We start from the raw sequence: 20051 nt of genomic DNA, 5'->3' as shown, positions 1-20051 counted from the left end.
GAAAGAAAAATAATACTAAGGCGATGTAGTCACCTTACTATAAAAGCAGTAATGATTTATATTAATTATTTGATCCATAAAAAAAGACCGTGAAAATTCACAGTCTTTTTTTTATTCTATATTTTATTAAACGGTCGGTTTATTAAATATCAGTCGCTTCTCCATAAGCCATTGCTGTGGCTTCTTTCAACGCTTCGCTCATAGTTGGATGGGGATGAACAGCATTCAATATTTCATGGCCGGTTGTTTCCAGTTTCCGTGCCACTACCACTTCGGCGATCATTTCGGTAACATTCATTCCTATCATATGGCAACCTAAAAATTCACCGTATTTTGCGTCGTAAATAACTTTTACAAAGCCCTCTGTAGCACCGGCAGCACTTGCTTTGCCACTTGCCATAAATGGAAACTTACCTACCTTAATTTCGAAGCCGGCATCCTTTGCTGCTTTTTCTGTGTAGCCAACTGAAGCTATTTCAGGAGAGCAATAAGTACAACCAGGAATATTGTTGTAATCCATTGGTTCTGGATGATGACCTGCAATATGCTCTGCTACACTGATGCCTTCTTTGGTTGCAACGTGTGCCAATGCCTGGCCTGGTGTACAATCACCAATAGCATACACGCCGGGAATATTGGTAAGACCGTTTACATCCCGTACAATCTTTCCTTTTTCAGTTTTGATACCCAGTTCTTCCAAACCAATGTTTTCAAGGTTGGCGATAACACCTACAGCACTTAATAAAACATCAGCGCTTAATTCAACTTCGCCGTTGGGCGTTTTTACCTTTGCTTTAATTCCTTCCCCGCTGGTATCCACACTCAATACCTCGCTGTTGGTCATTATTTCAATGCCCTGCTTTTTAAATTGTTTTTCCAGTTCTTTGCTCACATCTTCATCTTCTACCGGCACAATGCGTGGCATAAACTCAACGATCGTAACTTTTGTCCCCATCGTGTTATAGAAATACGCGAACTCACTTCCGATAGCTCCGCTGCCGCAAATGATCATGCTTTTTGGTTGCGGTGATGGCAATACCATTGCTTCCCTGTAACCAATTATTTTTTTTCCATCTATCGGCATGCTGGGTAACTGACGGGCTCTGCCACCTGTCGCAATTACAATATTCTTAGCTTCTAAAATTTGTTTGGTACCATCCGCAGCAGTTACTTCTAATTTTGTCGGCGCTACCAGTTTACCGTAGCCCATTACTACATCAATCTTGTTCTTTTTCATTAAGAACTGAACACCTTTGCTCATCTTATCGGCCACACCACGGCTGCGTTTAATTACCGCATCAAAATCATGCCCCGGATTATCTACCTTGATTCCGTATGTTGCGGCATGTTTGGCATACTCATAAACGTTGGCGCTTTTCAACAATGCTTTGGTTGGAATACAACCCCAGTTAAGGCATATGCCACCGAGGCTTTCCTTTTCAACTATAGCAACCTTTTTACCCAACTGACTTGCCCTGATTGCTGCCGGGTATCCACCAGGGCCGCTGCCTAACACAATTACATCGTATGCCATACTTAATTATTTGTTTATTGATTGAATTTATTGATAACAACAGATAATCGTCTGAACGATTAGCGCAGCAAAAATAATCTGAAATAGGGGATTAGCCAAATGGATAATTTATCGTTACAAGATGGCCTGCTTTTTAGCTTACTAACCTGTATTAAGATGATAATTTTTGCAGATAATGTGGCTTATCAACCAGCAATATCAAGTGCCCGGTACGGGTTTTTTATTTTTCTCTTCCTTCTCTCTTTGTTCTGCAATAGACTTAAGGCTTTTGATACTTACGTTCAATTCAAAACCAATCATCAGTACGAGTGAGTTGATGTAGATGAGTGCCATTAAAACGATGATGGTTCCGATAGAACCGTACAGGGCATTGTACCGCCCAAAATTATTTACAAAATAAGAAAAGCCAACAGAAGCAAGTATACTCAGTGATGTGGCCAGTATAGCGCCAGGGCTTACCAGTTTCCAGCGCTTTTGAACTGCCGGTGCATATTTGTAAATAAAAGCCATTGAATAAAAAATCATCGCCACAATAAAAATCCATCTTACATAATAGATGATGTTGCGGATGGTTTCACTTTGTATACCCATCCATTTTAAAACAGCTCCTTGTGTTATCAGCATGAGCAGGCTGCCAAGTACCACCAGAAACAACAACATCGTCAGTTTAATTGCCATCCACCGGTTATGTAAACCTTTTCTTTTTGCAAAGCCAATATAATTTTTATTGAAAGAGCGCATGATACCCATCATTGCATTGGAGGCAAAATACAAAGCTGTAATAAAACCAAAAGAGATAAGACCAATTTTAGAACCATCAATAAAGCTGTCTACAAATTTTATCAGGTTTTCATTGTGTACTTTTAGTGGAATTACATCTGTAATTAATCCATGTAACTGCAGCTTAATACTTTTTTTGGATATAAAAGGCAAGCTTGGTATCAGCGTAAATAAAAATAAAAATGAAGGGGGAATGGCCATTATAAAATTGTAGGCCACCGCAGAAGCTCTTTCGGTAAGTCCGACCGTTTTTACCTGTTTGTAGAAAAATACAATTACGTCATATAATGGCACACCTTCAAAACCTGGCAGATGCCATTTTTTACTCTTTTGAAAAAAATAGCCGACTGGTGTTTTTGTAATTATAATGCGTTCTAACTTATTCAAACTGTTGAACCTTGTTAATATTTTATGAGAAAAGCGTTTGATGCAATCAAAACTACTGATTAAGCTGCTAAAAAATCAAATCACTTTGCACTGTCTGCATCTTCTTTTGCTTTTAAATATCCTGTAAGCCATTGCTGGTATTGTTTTGCAAACGCCAGATGCTCTTCGTAAGTAGTGGCAAAGTTGGAGTAGCCGGTTAAATTCGGTTGTGCAACAAAATACAGGTAATTGGTAGCAGGTGCATTCAGCACTGCATCGATCGTTTTGATGGATGGTGTGCAAACGGGCCCTGGTGGTAAGCCGCTGTTGAGGTAAGTGTTAAAAGGAGAAGGGAATTCAGTATATTTTTTATAAACACGTTTGATCGAAAAGTCTTTCAGTGCAAATATTACCGTTGGGTCTGCCGACAACCGCATGCCTGTGCGCAACCTGTTCAGATACACACTCGCAATCTTTCCCTTATCTTCATCTTTATTGCTTTCCTCTTCGACAATACTGGCCAAAGTATACACTTGTGTTGCTGACAGATGCAATGCGTCAGCTTTCTTTTTTCTTTCTGCCGTCCAGAATTTTTCGTGTTCGGTAAATAGTTTTTTAAAAATTTTATTGGCAGATGTATTCCATAATATCGCGTAGGTATTTGGTATCACAGCAGTCATGGCGGTATTGGTATCCAGCCCATATTGCAATAACGAATCATTGTTGTTTAGCAGACTGATTACAGCGATGGAATCACATTCAAAATTGTTACCTATTTTTTGTGCAAGGTCTTCTTTGGTACGCAGTTTTGTAATGATTAAATTTACCGGCGTTTGCCTTCCTGCCTTTAAGATTTTTATCACGTTAAAAATACTGGCACCGTTTTCAATTACATAGCGGCCGGCTTTTACGTTTTGATCATATTTAAGCTGGTGTGCAATCAATTTAAATGTGCCTGGGTTTTTAAGAATTTTTTGCTCTTCCAGCTGCGTAATAACACTATTAAAACTACTGCCTGTTTTGATGTAAAAACTTTTTTTATTTTCTGTAAAATTGGTGTTGCTGCCAAATATTCGCCAGGCCAATAAGATGGCAATCAAAAAAATTATAGAAAGGATGAGTAAGAAGTTTTTTTTGCGGGAGGTCATAATAATCCTGTTTCATTGGATAATCAAAGTAAAATAAAAACCCCGTCATAAACAGACGGGGTTCAAATATTTTTGAAAATATTTTATGGCTTTTTTGTTGTATCTGCAGCCGCAGGAGCAGTCATCGGAACCGTATTGGTTTGGTTGGTTGTTGGCGCAGTCGCCGGTGCATTCTTTATCAGTTCATCATTTTTAGATGAAGTACCACTGGCGGAAGGGATAAACACAGGAGACATTACACAAAGAATTGCAACAACTGCTGCAAAAACCCAGGTACCTTTTTCCAATACATCGGTAGTTTGTTTAACGCCCATTAACTGGTTGCTGAAACCGCCCAAACTGCCGGATAAACCCCCGCCTTTAGGATTTTGAACCAATACAATTAATCCTAAAATCACTGAAGACAGGATGATTAAAATTCCAAATACAATTAACATAGTAGTATGCTTTAATTAAAATGATTTTTCAAATTGTTTTTCTTCTCTCACTGACCTATCGTTTGATATTGTCAATTTTGGCTGCAAAGTAAGCGCTTTTGGAAGGATTGAGCAAACTTAATTTTTGGTAAAGTTCAATGGCCTTATTCAGCTTGCCCTGCTGTATTAACACATCAGCCATAGCTTCTGTTAACACGTCTCCTTTTTTGTTCGATTTTTCCGCTATTTCCTGGATGGAATGTTCCGTCAGTTCGTCCGTTTGGGGCAGATGATCGGGATGTATTTTTTTCATCACTTTCAGCCAGTCTGTAAAACTTTTTAGCTGTTTGCCAAGCCTGTCAACAGGTATCCCATTTTCATTGAGTTTAATACCCAGGCTTGCAAAATAATCAGATGTATGCAGTGGCTGGTAAGAAATAGTGTCTTCAGTAGTGGTGGCCTTTGCATCAAAAGTTAAATTTAAAATCATCGGTTGCATGTCTTTTTCAAAGGTGTTGTCCGTGTCATTAATTATATCGTCATCTTCTGTGTCTTCTGTATTGACTATTGTTGGCGCAACCGGAGTTTCTGTTTCTTCTATGTTCGTATGTGTTGCATTGCTTTCGCCTGGGAATCCGGATTTATAAAGGTTTTCGTTTACTGCTGTCTTTGCACCGTCATCAACTTGTCCAGTTGACAACTGAACATCGCCAGTAAGTGTCTTTTCCTCACCAACTTGATATTGGCTGTCTTTTTCAACGTGCCCCGTCTGCAGCGAAGCATCCTGGGCGTAATTGAAATCCTGTTCCTCTTCCTTTCTATTTTCAGTAACCGGTAAAGCTGCAACACTGAATGCTTCATCCGTTTTTACCGGCATTACCCGACTAAGTTCCGGAGTTTGCAAGTCTTCCGGTTTGTTTTTTTCGGCATACAAATTATCAGCCGGTAAACCTGAATTTTCTACAGCTGTTTCATTGCCGGTGTTCTCCTTATAACTGTCGCCGACAATTGGCGTGTGTTCCAATAACGCCTGTTCAATAGAATTTTCTCCTGGTTCTGTAACAGGGCCCAATACCGTGTTTTTTGTGGCTTCAATATCAACGTCCTTGCTTTCACTTGCATTTTCAGGTTGCCAGGCTGTTTGCTCATCACTGGTCATTTGATAATTGAGCCAAAAAGGATTATTGAAAAGAAGTGCAGTTTTGGCCGCCTGGCTGGCGAAATCCCTGCTGTCTGTGGACAGCTGCTTTGATAAATAAAATTGGGCCACAGTAAAATACGGGCACTCTTTTGTAAGCGCAGTAAGAAAAGCTTTTGTATCAACCGAACGAAAGTTTCTTTTAAATATAGATTCAAAAAGCTGATCGTTAGTCTGCATATTTTACAACTGTTTTTTTTATAAATTGTTATCAGGCGGTCTTTTACCAGTTGGAAAAGATTTTATTAAAGATACCGTCAATGGTATTTTTAATAATATCCGGAGTTAGTGTAGACTCAGCCTGAGGCAGGTTTTGAGACGCACTGAAATCATAGTTGGTGGATATATCAGCTTCAAAATTTTTAGAAAGATCTAAATTATTTTTAAAGATAAGGTGAAATGTAACAGACAACCTGTTGCTGCTTGCGGTAGTACCTGAAATACCACTTGTACTTACACTGTAATCAGAAACATAACCACTGATGTCGTAATGGGCGCTGTCTTCATTAACCTGGCGAAGCCTGGTATTGCTCCTGATTTTATCTTTTAATTTTTCCGTTAGCTGAGGACTTAACTGCGTGTTGACGTACCTGGCCTTATTTTCAAGGTAGTTAACACGAAAAGTTTTAATCTCGGGTGGTATAGGAGAGGTATCTTTAAACGAATACTTACAGGTGTTAAAACTGAAAATGGTTATTGTAAAAAAACAGGCTATTATCAAACCAATCCGGCTAAACCAGTTGCTTTGTCTACCTGTTTTGTTTAAAAATAATGATTGCCTCATATTGCAAATTAACCTGTTTTTATTTATCTGTTGATGTTAAAAATAAGCGGCGCGGGTGTACTTTTTACCAATTAGTCTCTGCTAAATTCCACTCTATTATTCTTCTATATCGTATTCCTTCAGCTTCCGGTAAAGGGTTCTTTCACTTATACCCAGGTCGGATGAGGCATCCTTGCGTTTACCTTTGTGTTTTTTCAGCGCTTTAATAATCAGTTCTTTTTCTTTATCCATAATGCTTAGTGATTCTTCCACCTGTTCATGCTGGTGTATTTCATTGCCATTTTGATTAATAAAAACAGGCATGCTGGAAGATGGATAATTACCCGGTGCGCCACCGTGTTTTATTTCAGGCAACGAGTTATCTGTATTGTTGTAAATGGGCATATGTGAAGTAAGACCGGGATTTTGCAGCAGATCAAAAAACATTTTCTTCAGTTCGTTTACATCTTTTTTCATGTCGAAAAACAACTTGTACAATATTTCCCGTTCATTGGCAAATTCCTGTTGACTTACGGCAGATTTACCGCCGGCTAAAACTGGTAAACGATTGTAATTATGGTCTGGTAAAAAGTTTTGCAATTCTTTTGCCGTAATATTTTTTTCTTTCGATAATACGGATATCTGTTCGGCAATATTTTTAAGTTCCCTTACATTGCCTGGCCAGGGATAATTCATTAATAAATTTTTGGCATCTTCCTCCAGTTGGATCGGCGCACCTTTGTACCGGTCAGAAAAATCAGCTGCAAATTTTCTGAATAATAATGGGATATCCTCCTTTCTGTCTCTTAACGACGGGACTCTGATCGGGACTGTATTTAAACGGTAATACAGATCTTCTCTGAACCGCCCGGTTTGAGTAAATTCTATCAATTCTTTATTGGTAGCCGCAATTACCCTTACATCTGTTTTTTGTACTTTACTGCTGCCCACCCTAATGTATTCTCCGGCTTCCAATACACGCAATAGCCGGGCTTGCGTACCCAATGGTAATTCGCCAATTTCATCCAAAAAAATGGTACCGCCGTTTACAGTTTCAAAATAGCCTTTGCGGCTATCCACTGCTCCGGTAAACGAACCTTTTTCATGGCCAAACAATTCGCTATCGATGGTACCCTCCGGAATAGCGCCACAGTTCACGGCAATAAACGGGTTGTGTTTTCTGGCACTTAATGCATGAATGATCTGCGAAAACACTTCTTTACCAACACCACTTTCTCCATTGATTAGTACGCTTAAATCCGTATTGGCCACCTGGGCTGCAATATTGAGTGCATGGTTAAGGGCAGGAGAGTTTCCTATAATAGCAAAGCGATTTTTAATTGATTGTAAATCCATAAATAGTTATCAGTGCAACTGCATTTTTGTATCCGCAAAGCGGCAACCGTTATTAAAAATGATTTTACCGCGGGTAAAAATTAACGTTGTGAAAATTTCTTACCAGCGAAAAGTATTCTATATCAAGGCGGTACCAATTAATGTACCAGCCGTGCAAGCGGTGATTTTAACTGACACATACTCACCTTTTTTAAAATTTTCTTTTGGAAAAACCACCACTTTATTCTGGTCATTTCTTCCCTGTAATTCTTCGGGTGTTTTTTTTGAAAAGCCTTCTATGAGCACTTTAAAAGTTTTGCCAACGTCCCGCTGCATACTTAACAATGTATTTCTCCGGTGCAGTTTAACCATTTCCTGTAACCTTCTTTTTTTTACTTCTTCAGGAACATCATCTTCAAATCTCCTGGCGGCAAGGGTTCCGGGCCGCTGGCTGTAAAAGTACATATAGGCCAGGTCATACTTACAATATTCCATCAGGCTCAGTGACTGCTGATGGTCTTCTTCAGTTTCTGTACAAAATCCGGTGATCATATCAGTAGATAATCCGGCATCCGGCAAAATCTCCCTTATCCGGTTAACCCTGGCAACATACCATTCTCTTGTGTAAGTTCTGTTCATCAGCTGCAATATTCTGCTGCTGCCGCTTTGTACCGGTAAATGAATATAATTGCAGATGTTATCATACCTGGCCATGGTAAACAGCACTTCGTCCGTAATGTCTTTTGGATGAGAAGTAGAAAACCGAACACGGAGCAGGGGAGAAATCAAAGCCACTTTTTCCAGCAGGTTGGCAAAAGTTACCGGTTCTTCATAACCGCCACCGCTTTCATTACCCACCCAGTGGTAGCTGTCAACATTTTGTCCAAGCAAAGTCACTTCCCTGTATCCATCCTCAAAAAGGCTTTTGCATTCTGCAATTACAGAACCGGCGTCCCGGCTTCTTTCTCTTCCCCTTGTAAAGGGTACCACGCAAAACGAACACATATTATTGCAGCCACGCATAATGCTTACAAAAGCATTCACGCCGTTACTGTTTAAACGCACAGGCGCAATATCGGCATAGGTTTCGTCCCTGCTCAATAAAACATTTACGGCTTTCTGACCGGTTTCTGCTTCTTCAATCAGTGATGGTAAACTGCGATAAGCATCGGGGCCTACAACAAGGTCAACAAGTTTTTCCTGTTCAATAAACTTTTCTTTCAGCCGCTCTGCCATGCATCCCAAAACACCCACAAGTAGTCCGGGATTGGCTTTTTTTAATTTACGAAATTCAGTCAGCCGTTTACGCACAGTAGCTTCCGCTTTTTCACGGATAGAGCAAGTATTTACCAGGATGAGGTCGGCGTTTTCGAATTGCAGCGTCGCACCAAAACCATTTTTATGTAAAATAGAAGCAACCACTTCACTATCGGCAAAATTCATGGCACAGCCATAGCTTTCTATGTAAAATAATTTTTTATATTCATTACCATCTAACACCAAAGGGGCGAATGCTTCTCCCTGTCTTTTCTCGTCGTGCTCTTTTGTATTGATATTTAACAGTGTATCCATTATTAAAATTAGGGTGCAAAAATAAGTAATTACCAGTTAAATATGCCAATCTGACATAGCAGTTTAAAAGAAATAATCTATTTGAGACCGGCCAAAAATGCGAATGGTCATTTAGCCAATGTCACACGAGCCGGCCGCCTTTGCCTGAGCGCATGGTGGCAGAGCAGCATGACCTAATAAAAACAGCTTCCTGGAAGAAGCTGCTCTGTAGTGGTGTTGATTTGCAAATTTTATTCAGGGCTTATTTTTTATTTCCAGGGCAGAATGAGTTGTTGAAACAGGCTTTTCGAAAAAAAGCATTTTAACAGCAACCAGGATCAGAATAGCCGCAAATATTTTTTTCATGGTTTCCTGGGATATACTGAGGGCTAGTTTGCTACCCAGCAGGCTACCCACGAAAAACCCGGCTGAAATGATCATAACGATTTTTAAATCAACATAGCCCTGTTTGTAATATTGTATAACGCCCAGCAAACCTACCGGTAAAAGCAATATGCCGAGTGAAGTTCCCTGTGCCATTTTTTGTGAAAAGCCAAGAAAGAAAACCAAAGCCGGAACAATGATAATTCCGCCGCCAACGCCAACCATACCCCCGAGCATACCAGCCAGAATACCGATCAGTATTAGAATACCCAAAGTTTGCAGATCCATGGTATTTTTTTTATTAATCATTATTTGCCATGATTGGGATAGGTTCTTGTATAAAAAGCAATGGCATGGGTAATTACTTCATAAGCCGCTTTTTTATCCTGGAACTCATCAATTTCAACCACTTTATTTTCCAGCACTTTGTATTGTTCAAAATAATTTTTAAGTACGGCAATGAAGTGGGTAGGTAAATCTTTCACACTGGTAAAATGATTAACTGTAGGGTCGTTTGTAGCCACGGCAATTATTTTATCATCTCTTTCGCCATTGTCAATCATCTGCATGTTACCAATTACTGTTGCCTCAACCAGGCAAAGTGGCTGGATACTTTCGCTGCACATCACCAGGATATCTAAAGGATCATGGTCGTCGCCGAGCGTTTGAGGAATAAAACCATAATTAATAGGATAATGAAAAGAGGAGTGGATTACCCTGTCCAGTATCAGCAAACCGGTAGCTTTGTCAATTTCATATTTTGCCCTGGAGCCTTGTGGAATTTCAATTAAAGCATTAACGATTTCTGGAGTTTTGTCGCCGTAACTGGCACCATGCCATGGGTGTAATACGTACATAAATAATTTTTTTGGGTTGTTACAGAATAATTAAAATTGCAAATCCATTAAAGCGATACCTAGAATAGAATGAATAAACTACTATCAGGGTTGCTGTTGAAAGGATTATCTGATAGTAATATTATTTTTCTTTTGGTTCTTCCTGAAAAGTATGTTTTAAATCAACAAGCCATTTGCCATTTACTTTTACCACCTTTATCTCGTTGCGCATATCTTTTTTGTAGCTGTTTGAGTAATTTACAATGGTTACAGAGTCATTTACATTTTTCAGCTCATTAATGATTATGTCAGACTCTTTGTATTTTTTCAGCTCTTCTTTATTTTTCTCTTCAAAATTTTTGCGTGACAAATCAAAATATTGATTGTTTATATCTTCATCCAGCACCAGCGATTTAGCTTCAGCAAAATTATTGTCCAGCACATCTTTTATGAAAGCCCTGGCAACATCAATGTCGGTGTTAGGAACAGTCCTGCTGTTATTGCAGGAGGCGCATGCGGCAATAACCAGAAAAATAATGAACGATTTTATTTTCATAATTAAAGGTAAACCATCTTTATAATATGCAAGCTAAAAAAGCATATCTTACTTGGCACCTGAAGATAAGCCAGGTAATAATTGTGCAGGTAATAAAAAAGAGGTAGTTGATGGCTACCTCTTTCAAAAAAATAATTGCTTTACCTGCGTTCATTGGCCATGTCAAATTCTTTGTCTTTGTCATATGCTTTAATGATTGCCTTTACCAGTTTATGGCGTACCACATCTTCTTCATCCAGTTCTATATGTGCTATACCATCTACGTTTTTCAAAATGCGCAAGGCTTTTTCAATACCGCTACGCATGTTTTTTGGCAGATCAACCTGTGTGGGATCCCCGGTGATAATCGCTTTTGCATTAGCACCGATACGGGTTAAAAACATTTTTAATTGTCCATCATTTGTATTCTGGGCTTCATCTAAAATGATGAAAGCATTGTCAAGTGTGCGGCCCCGCATATACGCCAGGGGCGCTATTTCTATCGTGCGTGTGGTCATATAATAACCTAGTTTATCAGCAGGTATCATATCGTCCAGCGCATCGTATAAAGGCCGCAGATACGGATCAATTTTTTCCTTCAGATCGCCCGGTAAAAATCCAAGATTTTCGCCGGCTTCAACTGCGGGTCTTGTTAAAATAATTTTTTTAACCGTTTTGTTTTTTAAAGCTCTCACTGCCAACGCCACCGCGGTATAAGTTTTACCCGTGCCCGCCGGCCCGATTGCAAAAACAATATCGTTTTTGTCAACCGCTGAAACCATTCTTTTTTGATTGGCGGTACGTGCCCTTACAGTTTTACCGTTGGGGCCAAATACCAGTACATCATTGGGGTTACGATCAATAAAGTTGTCTACCACCTGCTGATCATCACCGCCTAAAATCTGTTCAAAATAATTTTCACTCATGTGGCCATTCTGTTCAATGTATTGAACAATGAGGTTGATTTTTTCCTTGGCATCTACAATTTGCTCGGGAGCTCCGCTCAGTTTTACTTGTGTGCCTCTGCTTAAAATTTTTAAAAGGGGAAATTTCTTTTTCAGAATGTCGAGCTTACCATTGTTAACACCAAAAAATTCAATCGGGTTAACTGACTCGAGGTTGATGATAGTGTCTGTCAATGTACTGTTGGTTTTAAGTTTTCGAATGAAATTGCCTGGTACTTTTAATGCTTTACTGGTTATTCAAATTTACTGAATTGCAACTGACAAAGCCGCCGTTTAGTTATTCACACATTGTTAAAAAAATAAAAATAAATAATGCAGGTATCCATGTTTACTACAGTTATTATACTTAATGCAATCACCTGAGTCCGGCCCTTAACAACACAGGGAAATGTCCCTTTATTTTTTGTTTTGATGGAAATAAACCGGCCAGTTGCAGCGCAATAATTTCTACCGGATTACTGTTGTTTGCTTTTATATAATGCTGAACAGCAGACCAGGTTGTAAGATAGCCGGTTAGTTCCTCCAGTGTCCATTCAAATATTATTTTAAATGCCGGGCAATTAATCTCTTTAAATGGAAAAGGAATGGTAGTATAATTTTCATCAACATACTTCCTTTCTTTATCCCAGTATTTACCAATGATTTCAGTATAAAAGTGATTAATTATTTGATCAGCCTCATCGTTAATTTTCAGCAGGCCATAGCCCATTACTGCCAGTAAACCACCCGGTTTTAATGTTCTTTTTACTTCATTATAAAAAGCATTAAAGTCAAACCAATGTATAGCCTGGGCAACGGTTACCATACCAAAAAAAGCATCGTCAAATTTTGCTTTTTCAGCTTCCGCTACTGAATAAAAAATATTGCTTTTCTTAACCGCATGATCAATTTGCTCGTTACTGATATCAGTAGCATAGACGTTTGTAAAATAATGGGACAGGACTTTTGCCACCTGGCCATTGCCAGTTCCGCAATCCCAGGCGTTTTGTTTTGACGCAACAAGCGGTAAAAGAAAGTCATATAGTTCATCCGGGTAGGAGGGCCTGAAGGTCGCATACGAAGCTGACTGTGTGGAAAAATTATCTTTCATGTAAACTATTCATGTTAGTCAGAATAAAAACAGTGCCAATATATTTACCGATGCCAGTCTATTTTTAATTGCTTAAAAAAATCTTGCTCTTCAAGCTCTTTTACTTCGCCGGGTTGAAGGTTACCCAGCGTTAAATCTTCAATGGATAAACGGATTAAACGTTTGCAGCGATGCTTTACAGCGGCAGTCATTTTTCTTACCTGGTGATACTTGCCTTCTGTAAGTGTTATAAGTAGCCAGGTGTTTGGCAATCCTTCTTTAAACTCATCTGCACGGCCAAATAAATTGGCTGGTTTTTCTACGAGCAGCACATCGCTGGCGCTGGTGGTATAATATTCCCCGCCTTTAATTCGTATAGTTACCCCGGTTTGCAGCAACAATAATTTTTCCGGTGTTACAATATTCCTAACCTGCACCAGGTACGTTCGCTTATGGGGTACTTTGCTTTCAAATAATAGTTTGGTTACTTTTTTATTGGTAGTTAAAATCAATAATCCTTCCGAGTCATTGTCCAGCCGGCCAACTGCATGAATGCCTTCGGGAAAGGCAAACGGCACGTCTTTTAACAAACCAACTTTGTCAGGACTAACAAACTGCGATACCATGTTGTATGGCTTATTGATGATAAAATAGCGGTGTGCTTCCGGCGTCATAATAAAGAAAAAAGGTCATCTGTACGGCTGCAATTTCATTTAATTATCCGGAATAAAAATATTTTAAGTCTTGTACATTCAGAAAAAGCAACATGACTTACCAGTCAGAAACTGGCTTCGTCCTTAATGAACAAGGTTTTGTATCCAATTGCAGCTGGATGTTCAAATGTAGCATTAGCAAGGGTTTTACGGCATATTACCACTACCTTTGCAGCCAATTTTAGCAATATGACTTTTGATGATTTAAATTTAAATACGCCGTTGTTAAGTGCGCTTGATGACCTTGGCTATACCAATCCAACCACTATTCAACGCAAGGTTTTTTCTGTGGTAATGTCTGGTGCAGATGTGTGTGGTATTGCTCAAACCGGCACCGGTAAAACCTTTGCTTATTTATTACCCTGCCTGCGGCAATGGAAATTTACAAAGGATAAAAATCCGCAGATACTGATTATTGTACCTACCAGAGAACTGGTAGCACAGGTGGTAGAAGCTGTAAAAGCCTTAAGCAAGTACACCAGCCTTGTTGTAGTAGGCGTATATGGCGGAGTAAATATCAATACGCAAAAAGCGGAGGTTGAGAAAGGCCTGGACGTATTGGTGGCTACGCCGGGACGACTGTATGATCTTGCAATGAATGGTGCTTTTAAAACAAAATCTATCCGGCAGCTGGTAATTGACGAAGTGGATGAAATGCTGAACCTTGGCTTTAGAACACAGTTAAAAAATATACTGGACCTGTTACCCGTAAGAAGGCAAAACCTCATGTTTTCCGCCACCATTACAGAGGAAGTGGAACAGTTGATGAGCACTTATTTTAATAACCCGGTAAGGGTAGAGGCTGCGCCAACGGGCACACCGCTGGAGAATATTGTGCAGACCATTTATAACGTCCCTAATTTTTATACCAAGGTTAACCTGCTGGAATTATTGCTTGCGACCAATGCTGAGATGAACAAAGTGCTGGTGTTTGTGGCAACAAAAAAACTGGCGGATGAATTATATGAACAGCTGGAAGCTAAATATCCCGGAACTGCAGGCGTGATACATTCCAATAAAGAACAGAATCATCGCTTTAACACGGTAAAACAATTCCAGGAAGGCAACTATCGCTTTATTATTGCTACAGATATTGTTGCCAGGGGAATTGACATTTCGGAAGTAACGCATGTTATTAATTTCGACATGCCGGAAGTACCGGAAAATTATATTCACCGCATAGGACGTACAGGGCGTGCAGATAAAAAAGGCATTGCGATAACCTTTGTTACAGAAGCTGAAAAGCCCAACCAGGCTGCCGTTGAAGCATTGATGAAATACACAATACCTGTTGCTGACCTGCCTGCAGAATTGATCATATCGGATGTTTTGACGGAAGACGAAAAGCCAAAGGTTTTCATGAAAATCATCCAGTTAAAAACACCTGCCAAAGATGCTGCAGGCCCCAGTTTTCATGAAAAATCCGCCAAAAATAAAAAGGTAAATTTTATTGTGAGGAAAAAAGACCGGATGATGAAAAAGTATGGTAAACCAATCAGCCGCGGACAGAAAAAGTAATGGGTTTAAAATATTTTTTATGAAAACGAGCGAAGAGGAAACTGCCCATCACCAAAAAAAATTTGAAAATATTACCTGGGAAGAAAAAACAATTACCGGCAGGTATTTTGACCATTGCGCATTTTACAAGTGCAGTTTAAAAGGATCTGTTTTTGAGGATTGCAATTTTGAAAATTGTGTGTTTGAAGAATGCGATTTATCCCTGATCAAATTGAAGGAAACCGCATTCAGCAATACACAGATCAATGGTTCAAAAGCAATTGGTATTGTGTGGCATGCCGCTTCCAATCCTTTGTCTGTCAACTTTAAAAATTCAAGAATAAGTTACAGCAGTTTTTACGGCAAAAACTTGAAGAAAATGCAGGTGGTAGATTGTATTGCTGATGAAGCAGATTTCACTAACTGCAACCTGATTAAATCGAATTTTGCCGGAACAGATTTAATGAATGCGATTTTTATAAACACAGATATGTCCCAGGCCAATTTTGTTAACGCCACCAACTACAGTATCAACCTGCAAAATAATAAAACCAAAAAAGCAAAATTCAGCCTTCCCGAAGCGCTTTCTTTTTTACATAGCCTGGATATTATTTTGGTTGATCAGGAACTGTAAACAATCTAATCCTGCTTTTTGGGAGGAAGATCAAAAGCAACCGCTTCATGTTCAAAATGTCCTTTGTGAGAGCCATCGCAAAATGGCTTATTTTTGGATAAACCACAACGGCAAATTGAGATAATTTCTCTGCCGCCGAGGTGGTAGACTGCACCACTTTTATCTACTATTTCAAAATCACCTTCTATCTTAAGAGAGCCGTTATTATTAACGGTAATTTTTGTACTAGCCATGCAGTTGCTGATGTGTAATTAAATGAAAAAAGTTAAACAGAAATTAATACCCCTGAAATAGCATATCCTGCTACTCAATTATGGTTTACCAGTTCTATATCTGGTTTCGATTCGTCCGTAAGTTTTACCTTACCGCGATTCGCTCTTACAATCCTGGAGTAAAGAGAAATTTCTTTATCAAAAAGAAAACGGAAGAATAATTTTGTCCATGAAGTGTGGTAATATAAACTGTTGTAAAACGAAGGGGCGCCTTGCCTGATTTGTGGCAGCTTGTTCCATGGTATAGACGGAAAATCATGGTGTTCATTGTGATATCCAACATTAAACGCCACTGTATTCAATACACCATAGTAGCTGTATGTTTCCTGTTCGCCGTGTGTTAAATAGTGCTCCTGTATCCATCTTGCTCCAAGCGGATGCAGACCAACTGAAAAGAAGAAACTCATCAGTAAAAATGCAATTGCCTTTGGCCCGAGTAAAAAAGAGATGCCAACCACAAAAGCGATCTGAACAGCCCAGTTTAAAGCTACCCAGCCGTCGAAAGGTTTAATTTCCTTTAAACGGGCAATACGAAAAATTTGAAAAAATGGGTAAAATAACAACCATATTACCTTACCAATAAAATAGTTATTTATGAGCTTAGCTTCCCATTTATTTGGCAAATCACCATCCAGTTCATGAACGCCCTGAAAAGAATGGTGCTTGATATGATACCGTTCAAAAGAAACCGAACTTGGAAAAATTTGCGGAATGTTTGCCAGTATACCTGCCAGCCGGTTGGCTTCAGGTTTTTTAAACAATAACCGATGAGCACATTCATGTATCATCACAAATAAAGCATGATCAGCAAAAGCACCGATCAAATATGCGGCACCCGCAACAATCCACCAGGATTTGTCGGCTACCAGCCATGCCATAACAATTTGCAGTGCAACCAGTCCGATAATTACGAAAATAGTGGAAGGATTTTTACCAATCAGGTTTCTGATGTCAGGGTGGCTTTTTAGTATTTCCTTTGTCCTGATACGATGGGGTTCAGAAGTATTTGAAAATACAAACGAGTTTTTTTGAGTCATAAGAGAAAAAAATTATACAGGCGTATTATTAATTTAAAAATGTATAAGCCGTCTTTGTGGTCAAACTTGTAATACTTGCGCAATGTAAGTATTTATACGCAATCATATATCTCAAACTGCCATAAATCAACATTTACGCAGTAACAAAAAGGAATTAAAAAAGTTCGGTTTCTCAACCGGAACGCAGTGGCAACAACAATAAATTAAATTCTAAAAACGTCTTCATGTGAGAGCGTGCAGAATTTTAACATAAAATATTATCTGATTTAAAATTTCATTGTGCTCTCATTGTATATTTGAACAAAACGAACTTAAAAATATTATCATGGTCATCAGTAAAACCAGGCGTAAAAATATTTTGATCGCAGTTTTGCTGATTGCACTCGCCGGTGCGGGAGTGTTATGGTATCTTTTTACAGAAAAATTTGGGGATACCCGTAAAGAGAAAGCTGATTACACAATGTCAGCGCAGAACCTGATAGCAGAGTTTAAGAAAAGTGACAGTCTAGCTAATAAAAAATATGCAGAAAGAATGATTGAAGTTACCGGGATTGTAACAGCAGTAGAGCCGGCAGATACAACGGTAAACATTAAAATGGCCGACAGCACAGGATCTTATGTTATTTTTGCTTTTCAACAACAGCATCTTGCTGATGCAAGAAGGGTAAAGGCTGGTGATAGTTTATCGGTAAAGGGATCCTGCAGCGGAGGCGCTTACAGCGAAATATTGGAAACCGAGTACATTACTTTTAAAAGATGTGCTATAAGTAAATAAGTATTTAACCATCAAGAAAAATAAAGTACGATGAAAAAAACAACCCTGATTTTTGCACTGCTTATATCCGGAGCAAGTGTATTTGCACAAAAAAGAACCACCACATCTGGTACAATAAGTTTTGATGCCACAACCAGCCTGGATGCTTTGCCAAGGGCTGAAAATAAAACAGTAGTAGCAGCTTTGGACCCCAAAACAGGCGGAATAGCGTTTGAAGCGATTATCAAAAGTTTCTCTTTTGTGAACCCCATGATGCAGGGACATTTCAACAGCGTTAACTGGCTTGATTCAGATAAATTTCCCACTGCGACTTTCAAGGGCAAAATAACGAATTTGGCGGCTGTTAATTTCAGTAAAGATGGCACTTATCCTGCGGAGGTTAGCGGCGACCTGACTATTCATGGTGTAACTAAAACAATTAGTACCAAAGGAACAATAGTTGTAACAGGCAAAATGATTTCTGCTACGGCAGCCTTTGTTGTTAAAGTAGATGACTACGGCATCACAGGCAAAGCCATCGAAGCTGGCAAAGTGAATAAGGAACCCAAAGTTTCTGTTGCAGTAAGTTTTAACTAAGCTGTATAACAATTAAAAAGGTAAGGCGCCTGTAGACAAAACAGGCGCCTTACTTTTTTAAAATTCGTTTTTACAATTGCACGTAGGGGGCTCCGCCAAAAAATTCTTTAATTGAATCTCTTACCATAGCAGTATCTGATAATGGTTTATAAAATGGCAGCATCAGTTTAAACCTGGCAGAATCAGCTTTTAATATTATTAACTTATGGCCATAACTCGTAAGACGGTTATAAGCTTTTTGAACGGCCTGTTCTGACGAATATTCTTTCAATACAATTTTAAAAGTGGTGCTGTCTGTTTTTGTAACGGGGGGAACGATAGTAGTTACCAATGAATCCTTTTTTGCTGAATCAACTGCCGTTAAAGTTGTAACTGTATCTTTTTTTGCAGGCACCTCAACCGGTATTTCTGTTACTGGTGGTGCTGTTGAAGGTTGCTGAAGAACCAAAAAATAGTATGCTACCATGGAAACCAATAATACACCTGCTATAACCAGGCCGATGGTTAACCCTTTACTGCTTTTTGAAGCGGGTACTTCAGTTTCATAAGAAACAACATCTTCTTTCTTCTCTTTCGGTAATTTAGGGATATCACCAATTTTTGGGGTGATCAATTGTCCCGGGAAAAACTCATATATACCCTGCTGGCTTTTTTGAATGCTGCCAACACCTTCCATAACCAATGGCTTGCCGATGTTTAAAAATTGTTTGGCCAGTATGGCGTAACTTTCTAAATCAGATGATGCCAGCGGCTTTATTTTATTGGTGTGTTCAACTATATAATTTACCAGCTGTTCATCTTGGCCGGTTTTTAAATTATACTCAAAAGAAAAGGCATCGGGAGGCATCACATAATCTTTATCACCCTCGGTGGGTAAAATTACATTGGGTTTTAATTTAATGGTACCAATGCCCTGAAGGGAAACCTGTTTATGAACGTATAAAAACTGTACAATTAACTGTTCTATTTTCAAAATAAAGATATTTGGCTAAAACAAACCTAACTAATATTGCTCAATTAGCAAAACAACAACTTAATTATTGGTTAACTTTGCCGCATGATCAGTGAAAAAGACAAGCAATTTATGACTTATTGGGAGCAGGTAAGGGACAGTGAAAATACTTTTGCCACCAAGATAGGCCGCGGTTTGCCGATGGCCTTTTTATTTGGTTTGCCTATCATTCTTTCAGTAATAGTTGTGCGTTTATTTGCGCCGGACTGGTATATGAAGATGTCCGCAACTTCACCAGGCGCATTTATTACAATTATCATTGCAATGATGATTATCATTATTTTTTACGCCTATTTCCGCATGCAGTATAAATGGGAAATGAATGAACAACTCTACAATGAAATAAAGTCTAAACAAAATAAAACACACATAATCAACTAACACCAATTTAAAAAACATGCACAAAAAGATCTTGCTTCTACTGGTTTTGCCTTTGTTATTATTAACGGCCTGCAACAAATCATCCTCTTCTTACACATGCAATTATAAGCCGCCTACTGCAGTCGCAAGTGCCACCGAAATTGCCAGTCTGAAAGCTTACCTGGATTCCAATTCTATCACTTATACGGCACACCCGAGTGGAATTTTTTATCACATCACCGAACAGGGCAGCGGGACGGTAACACCAGTCGTATGTTCATATGTAACCGTTAAG

The 20051-nt window shown here is 39.0% G+C and carries 23 protein-coding genes; 6 read left to right on the top strand and 17 right to left on the bottom strand.

The window, feature by feature from the left end; genetic code table 11:
• Positions 1-142 precede the first annotated feature (142 nt).
• The 14 genes from lpdA to JWR61_RS20310 all read right to left on the bottom strand — a co-directional run bounded on the left by lpdA (position 143) and on the right by JWR61_RS20310 (position 13554).
• Positions 143-1534 carry a dihydrolipoyl dehydrogenase gene (gene lpdA / locus JWR61_RS20375; protein ID WP_301929560.1) on the bottom strand — a complete coding sequence of 464 codons (1392 nt, stop codon included), beginning with the start codon at positions 1532-1534 and terminating at the stop codon, positions 143-145.
• 198 nt (positions 1535-1732) lie between these two features.
• Positions 1733-2701: a YihY/virulence factor BrkB family protein gene (locus JWR61_RS20370; RefSeq protein WP_290338888.1), complete on the bottom strand. Its 969-nt coding sequence runs from the start codon at positions 2699-2701 to the stop codon at positions 1733-1735.
• Positions 2702-2781: 80 nt separating this feature from the next.
• Entirely contained in the window at positions 2782-3828 is a 1047-nt protein-coding gene (mltG, locus tag JWR61_RS20365; protein ID WP_301929559.1) for an endolytic transglycosylase MltG, read from the bottom strand.
• Between the two features lie 83 nt (positions 3829-3911).
• Positions 3912-4265 (bottom strand): preprotein translocase subunit SecG, encoded by a 354-nt coding sequence (secG, locus tag JWR61_RS20360; RefSeq protein ID WP_301929558.1) that lies wholly within the window; start codon positions 4263-4265, stop codon positions 3912-3914.
• 55 nt (positions 4266-4320) lie between these two features.
• Positions 4321-5622, bottom strand: coding sequence for a hypothetical protein (locus JWR61_RS20355; RefSeq protein WP_301929557.1), 1302 nt, complete (start codon positions 5620-5622; stop codon positions 4321-4323).
• Positions 5623-5665: 43 nt separating this feature from the next.
• Positions 5666-6226, bottom strand: a complete 561-nt coding sequence (lptE, locus tag JWR61_RS20350) for an LPS assembly lipoprotein LptE (RefSeq protein WP_301929556.1) — start codon at positions 6224-6226, stop codon at positions 5666-5668.
• A 96-nt stretch (positions 6227-6322) separates the two neighbouring features.
• The gene (locus JWR61_RS20345; protein ID WP_301929555.1) at positions 6323-7561 is read right to left on the bottom strand and encodes a sigma-54-dependent Fis family transcriptional regulator; all 1239 of its coding nucleotides are present in this window, start codon (positions 7559-7561) and stop codon (positions 6323-6325) included.
• Between the two features lie 117 nt (positions 7562-7678).
• On the bottom strand, positions 7679-9112 hold the full coding sequence (gene miaB, locus JWR61_RS20340) for a tRNA (N6-isopentenyl adenosine(37)-C2)-methylthiotransferase MiaB (protein WP_301929554.1): 1434 nt from the start codon (positions 9110-9112) through the stop codon (positions 7679-7681).
• A gap of 234 nt (positions 9113-9346) precedes the next feature.
• Positions 9347-9763, bottom strand: a complete 417-nt coding sequence (locus tag JWR61_RS20335) for a sulfite exporter TauE/SafE family protein (protein WP_301929553.1) — start codon at positions 9761-9763, stop codon at positions 9347-9349.
• Positions 9764-9783: 20 nt separating this feature from the next.
• Positions 9784-10332, bottom strand: a complete 549-nt coding sequence (locus JWR61_RS20330; RefSeq protein ID WP_290338896.1) for an inorganic diphosphatase — start codon at positions 10330-10332, stop codon at positions 9784-9786.
• Between the two features lie 121 nt (positions 10333-10453).
• A complete protein-coding gene (locus tag JWR61_RS20325; RefSeq protein WP_301929552.1) occupies positions 10454-10867 on the bottom strand; it encodes a DUF4878 domain-containing protein in 414 nt (137 codons plus the stop codon).
• 140 nt (positions 10868-11007) lie between these two features.
• Entirely contained in the window at positions 11008-11985 is a 978-nt protein-coding gene (locus JWR61_RS20320) for a PhoH family protein (RefSeq protein WP_290338898.1), read from the bottom strand.
• 181 nt (positions 11986-12166) lie between these two features.
• Complete coding sequence (locus JWR61_RS20315) at positions 12167-12901, bottom strand: class I SAM-dependent methyltransferase (RefSeq protein ID WP_301929551.1); 735 nt, start codon at positions 12899-12901, stop codon at positions 12167-12169.
• Positions 12902-12945: 44 nt separating this feature from the next.
• A complete protein-coding gene (locus JWR61_RS20310) occupies positions 12946-13554 on the bottom strand; it encodes a pseudouridine synthase (RefSeq protein WP_301929550.1) in 609 nt (202 codons plus the stop codon).
• Between the two features lie 228 nt (positions 13555-13782).
• Here JWR61_RS20310 and JWR61_RS20305 point away from each other — a divergent pair, with 228 nt between their 5' ends.
• Both JWR61_RS20305 and JWR61_RS20300 read left to right on the top strand, forming a co-directional pair.
• Entirely contained in the window at positions 13783-15111 is a 1329-nt protein-coding gene (locus tag JWR61_RS20305) for a DEAD/DEAH box helicase (protein ID WP_301929549.1), read from the top strand.
• Between the two features lie 19 nt (positions 15112-15130).
• A complete protein-coding gene (locus tag JWR61_RS20300) occupies positions 15131-15724 on the top strand; it encodes a pentapeptide repeat-containing protein (RefSeq protein WP_301929548.1) in 594 nt (197 codons plus the stop codon).
• A 5-nt stretch (positions 15725-15729) separates the two neighbouring features.
• Here JWR61_RS20300 and JWR61_RS20295 read toward each other — a convergent pair whose 3' ends face one another.
• Both JWR61_RS20295 and JWR61_RS20290 read right to left on the bottom strand, forming a co-directional pair.
• Positions 15730-15957 (bottom strand): CDGSH iron-sulfur domain-containing protein, encoded by a 228-nt coding sequence (locus tag JWR61_RS20295; protein ID WP_290338903.1) that lies wholly within the window; start codon positions 15955-15957, stop codon positions 15730-15732.
• 74 nt (positions 15958-16031) lie between these two features.
• Entirely contained in the window at positions 16032-17033 is a 1002-nt protein-coding gene (locus tag JWR61_RS20290) for a fatty acid desaturase (protein ID WP_290338904.1), read from the bottom strand.
• Between the two features lie 325 nt (positions 17034-17358).
• Here JWR61_RS20290 and JWR61_RS20285 point away from each other — a divergent pair, with 325 nt between their 5' ends.
• Positions 17359-17808 carry a hypothetical protein gene (locus tag JWR61_RS20285; protein ID WP_301929547.1) on the top strand — a complete coding sequence of 150 codons (450 nt, stop codon included), beginning with the start codon at positions 17359-17361 and terminating at the stop codon, positions 17806-17808.
• A gap of 30 nt (positions 17809-17838) precedes the next feature.
• Entirely contained in the window at positions 17839-18384 is a 546-nt protein-coding gene (locus JWR61_RS20280) for a YceI family protein (RefSeq protein ID WP_290338906.1), read from the top strand.
• Positions 18385-18454: 70 nt separating this feature from the next.
• On the opposite strand, the gene JWR61_RS20275 is transcribed toward JWR61_RS20280, so the two are convergent.
• Entirely contained in the window at positions 18455-19357 is a 903-nt protein-coding gene (locus tag JWR61_RS20275) for a hypothetical protein (protein ID WP_301929546.1), read from the bottom strand.
• Between the two features lie 84 nt (positions 19358-19441).
• On the opposite strand from JWR61_RS20275, the gene JWR61_RS20270 reads away from it, so the two are divergent.
• Together JWR61_RS20270 and JWR61_RS20265 are read left to right on the top strand one after the other, a co-directional pair.
• Positions 19442-19777, top strand: a complete 336-nt coding sequence (locus JWR61_RS20270) for a hypothetical protein (protein WP_301929545.1) — start codon at positions 19442-19444, stop codon at positions 19775-19777.
• Positions 19778-19793: 16 nt separating this feature from the next.
• Positions 19794-20051, top strand: a 258-nt coding sequence (locus JWR61_RS20265) for a hypothetical protein (RefSeq protein ID WP_301929544.1), incomplete at its 3' end; no start/stop codon positions are given.

Source organism: Ferruginibacter sp. (genome assembly GCF_028288465.1).
Lineage (GTDB): Bacteria > Bacteroidota > Bacteroidia > Chitinophagales > Chitinophagaceae > Ferruginibacter.
The sequence above is the reverse complement of the archived record's forward strand: the minus strand, read 5'-3'. Positions and strand labels throughout refer to the sequence as shown.

Excerpts from the sequence above, each read along its gene's own strand:
- JWR61_RS20290 (WP_290338904.1), bottom strand. The coding sequence starts at position 17,033 with ATGACTCAAAAAAACTCGTTTGTATTTTCAAATACTTCTGAACCCCAT.
- JWR61_RS20325 (WP_301929552.1), bottom strand. The coding sequence starts at position 10,867 with ATGAAAATAAAATCGTTCATTATTTTTCTGGTTATTGCCGCATGCGCC.
- lpdA (WP_301929560.1), bottom strand. The coding sequence starts at position 1,534 with ATGGCATACGATGTAATTGTGTTAGGCAGCGGCCCTGGTGGATACCCG.
- JWR61_RS20315 (WP_301929551.1), bottom strand. The coding sequence starts at position 12,901 with ATGAAAGATAATTTTTCCACACAGTCAGCTTCGTATGCGACCTTCAGG.
- miaB (WP_301929554.1), bottom strand. The coding sequence starts at position 9,112 with ATGGATACACTGTTAAATATCAATACAAAAGAGCACGACGAGAAAAGA.
- JWR61_RS20285 (WP_301929547.1), top strand. The coding sequence starts at position 17,359 with ATGGTCATCAGTAAAACCAGGCGTAAAAATATTTTGATCGCAGTTTTG.
- JWR61_RS20305 (WP_301929549.1), top strand. The coding sequence starts at position 13,783 with ATGACTTTTGATGATTTAAATTTAAATACGCCGTTGTTAAGTGCGCTT.
- JWR61_RS20345 (WP_301929555.1), bottom strand. The coding sequence starts at position 7,561 with ATGGATTTACAATCAATTAAAAATCGCTTTGCTATTATAGGAAACTCT.
- secG (WP_301929558.1), bottom strand. The coding sequence starts at position 4,265 with ATGTTAATTGTATTTGGAATTTTAATCATCCTGTCTTCAGTGATTTTA.
- JWR61_RS20310 (WP_301929550.1), bottom strand. The coding sequence starts at position 13,554 with ATGACGCCGGAAGCACACCGCTATTTTATCATCAATAAGCCATACAAC.
- JWR61_RS20335 (WP_301929553.1), bottom strand. The coding sequence starts at position 9,763 with ATGGATCTGCAAACTTTGGGTATTCTAATACTGATCGGTATTCTGGCT.
- JWR61_RS20270 (WP_301929545.1), top strand. The coding sequence starts at position 19,442 with ATGATCAGTGAAAAAGACAAGCAATTTATGACTTATTGGGAGCAGGTA.
- mltG (WP_301929559.1), bottom strand. The coding sequence starts at position 3,828 with ATGACCTCCCGCAAAAAAAACTTCTTACTCATCCTTTCTATAATTTTT.
- JWR61_RS20300 (WP_301929548.1), top strand. The coding sequence starts at position 15,131 with ATGAAAACGAGCGAAGAGGAAACTGCCCATCACCAAAAAAAATTTGAA.
- JWR61_RS20280 (WP_290338906.1), top strand. The coding sequence starts at position 17,839 with ATGAAAAAAACAACCCTGATTTTTGCACTGCTTATATCCGGAGCAAGT.
- JWR61_RS20330 (WP_290338896.1), bottom strand. The coding sequence starts at position 10,332 with ATGTACGTATTACACCCATGGCATGGTGCCAGTTACGGCGACAAAACT.
- lptE (WP_301929556.1), bottom strand. The coding sequence starts at position 6,226 with ATGAGGCAATCATTATTTTTAAACAAAACAGGTAGACAAAGCAACTGG.
- JWR61_RS20295 (WP_290338903.1), bottom strand. The coding sequence starts at position 15,957 with ATGGCTAGTACAAAAATTACCGTTAATAATAACGGCTCTCTTAAGATA.
- JWR61_RS20355 (WP_301929557.1), bottom strand. The coding sequence starts at position 5,622 with ATGCAGACTAACGATCAGCTTTTTGAATCTATATTTAAAAGAAACTTT.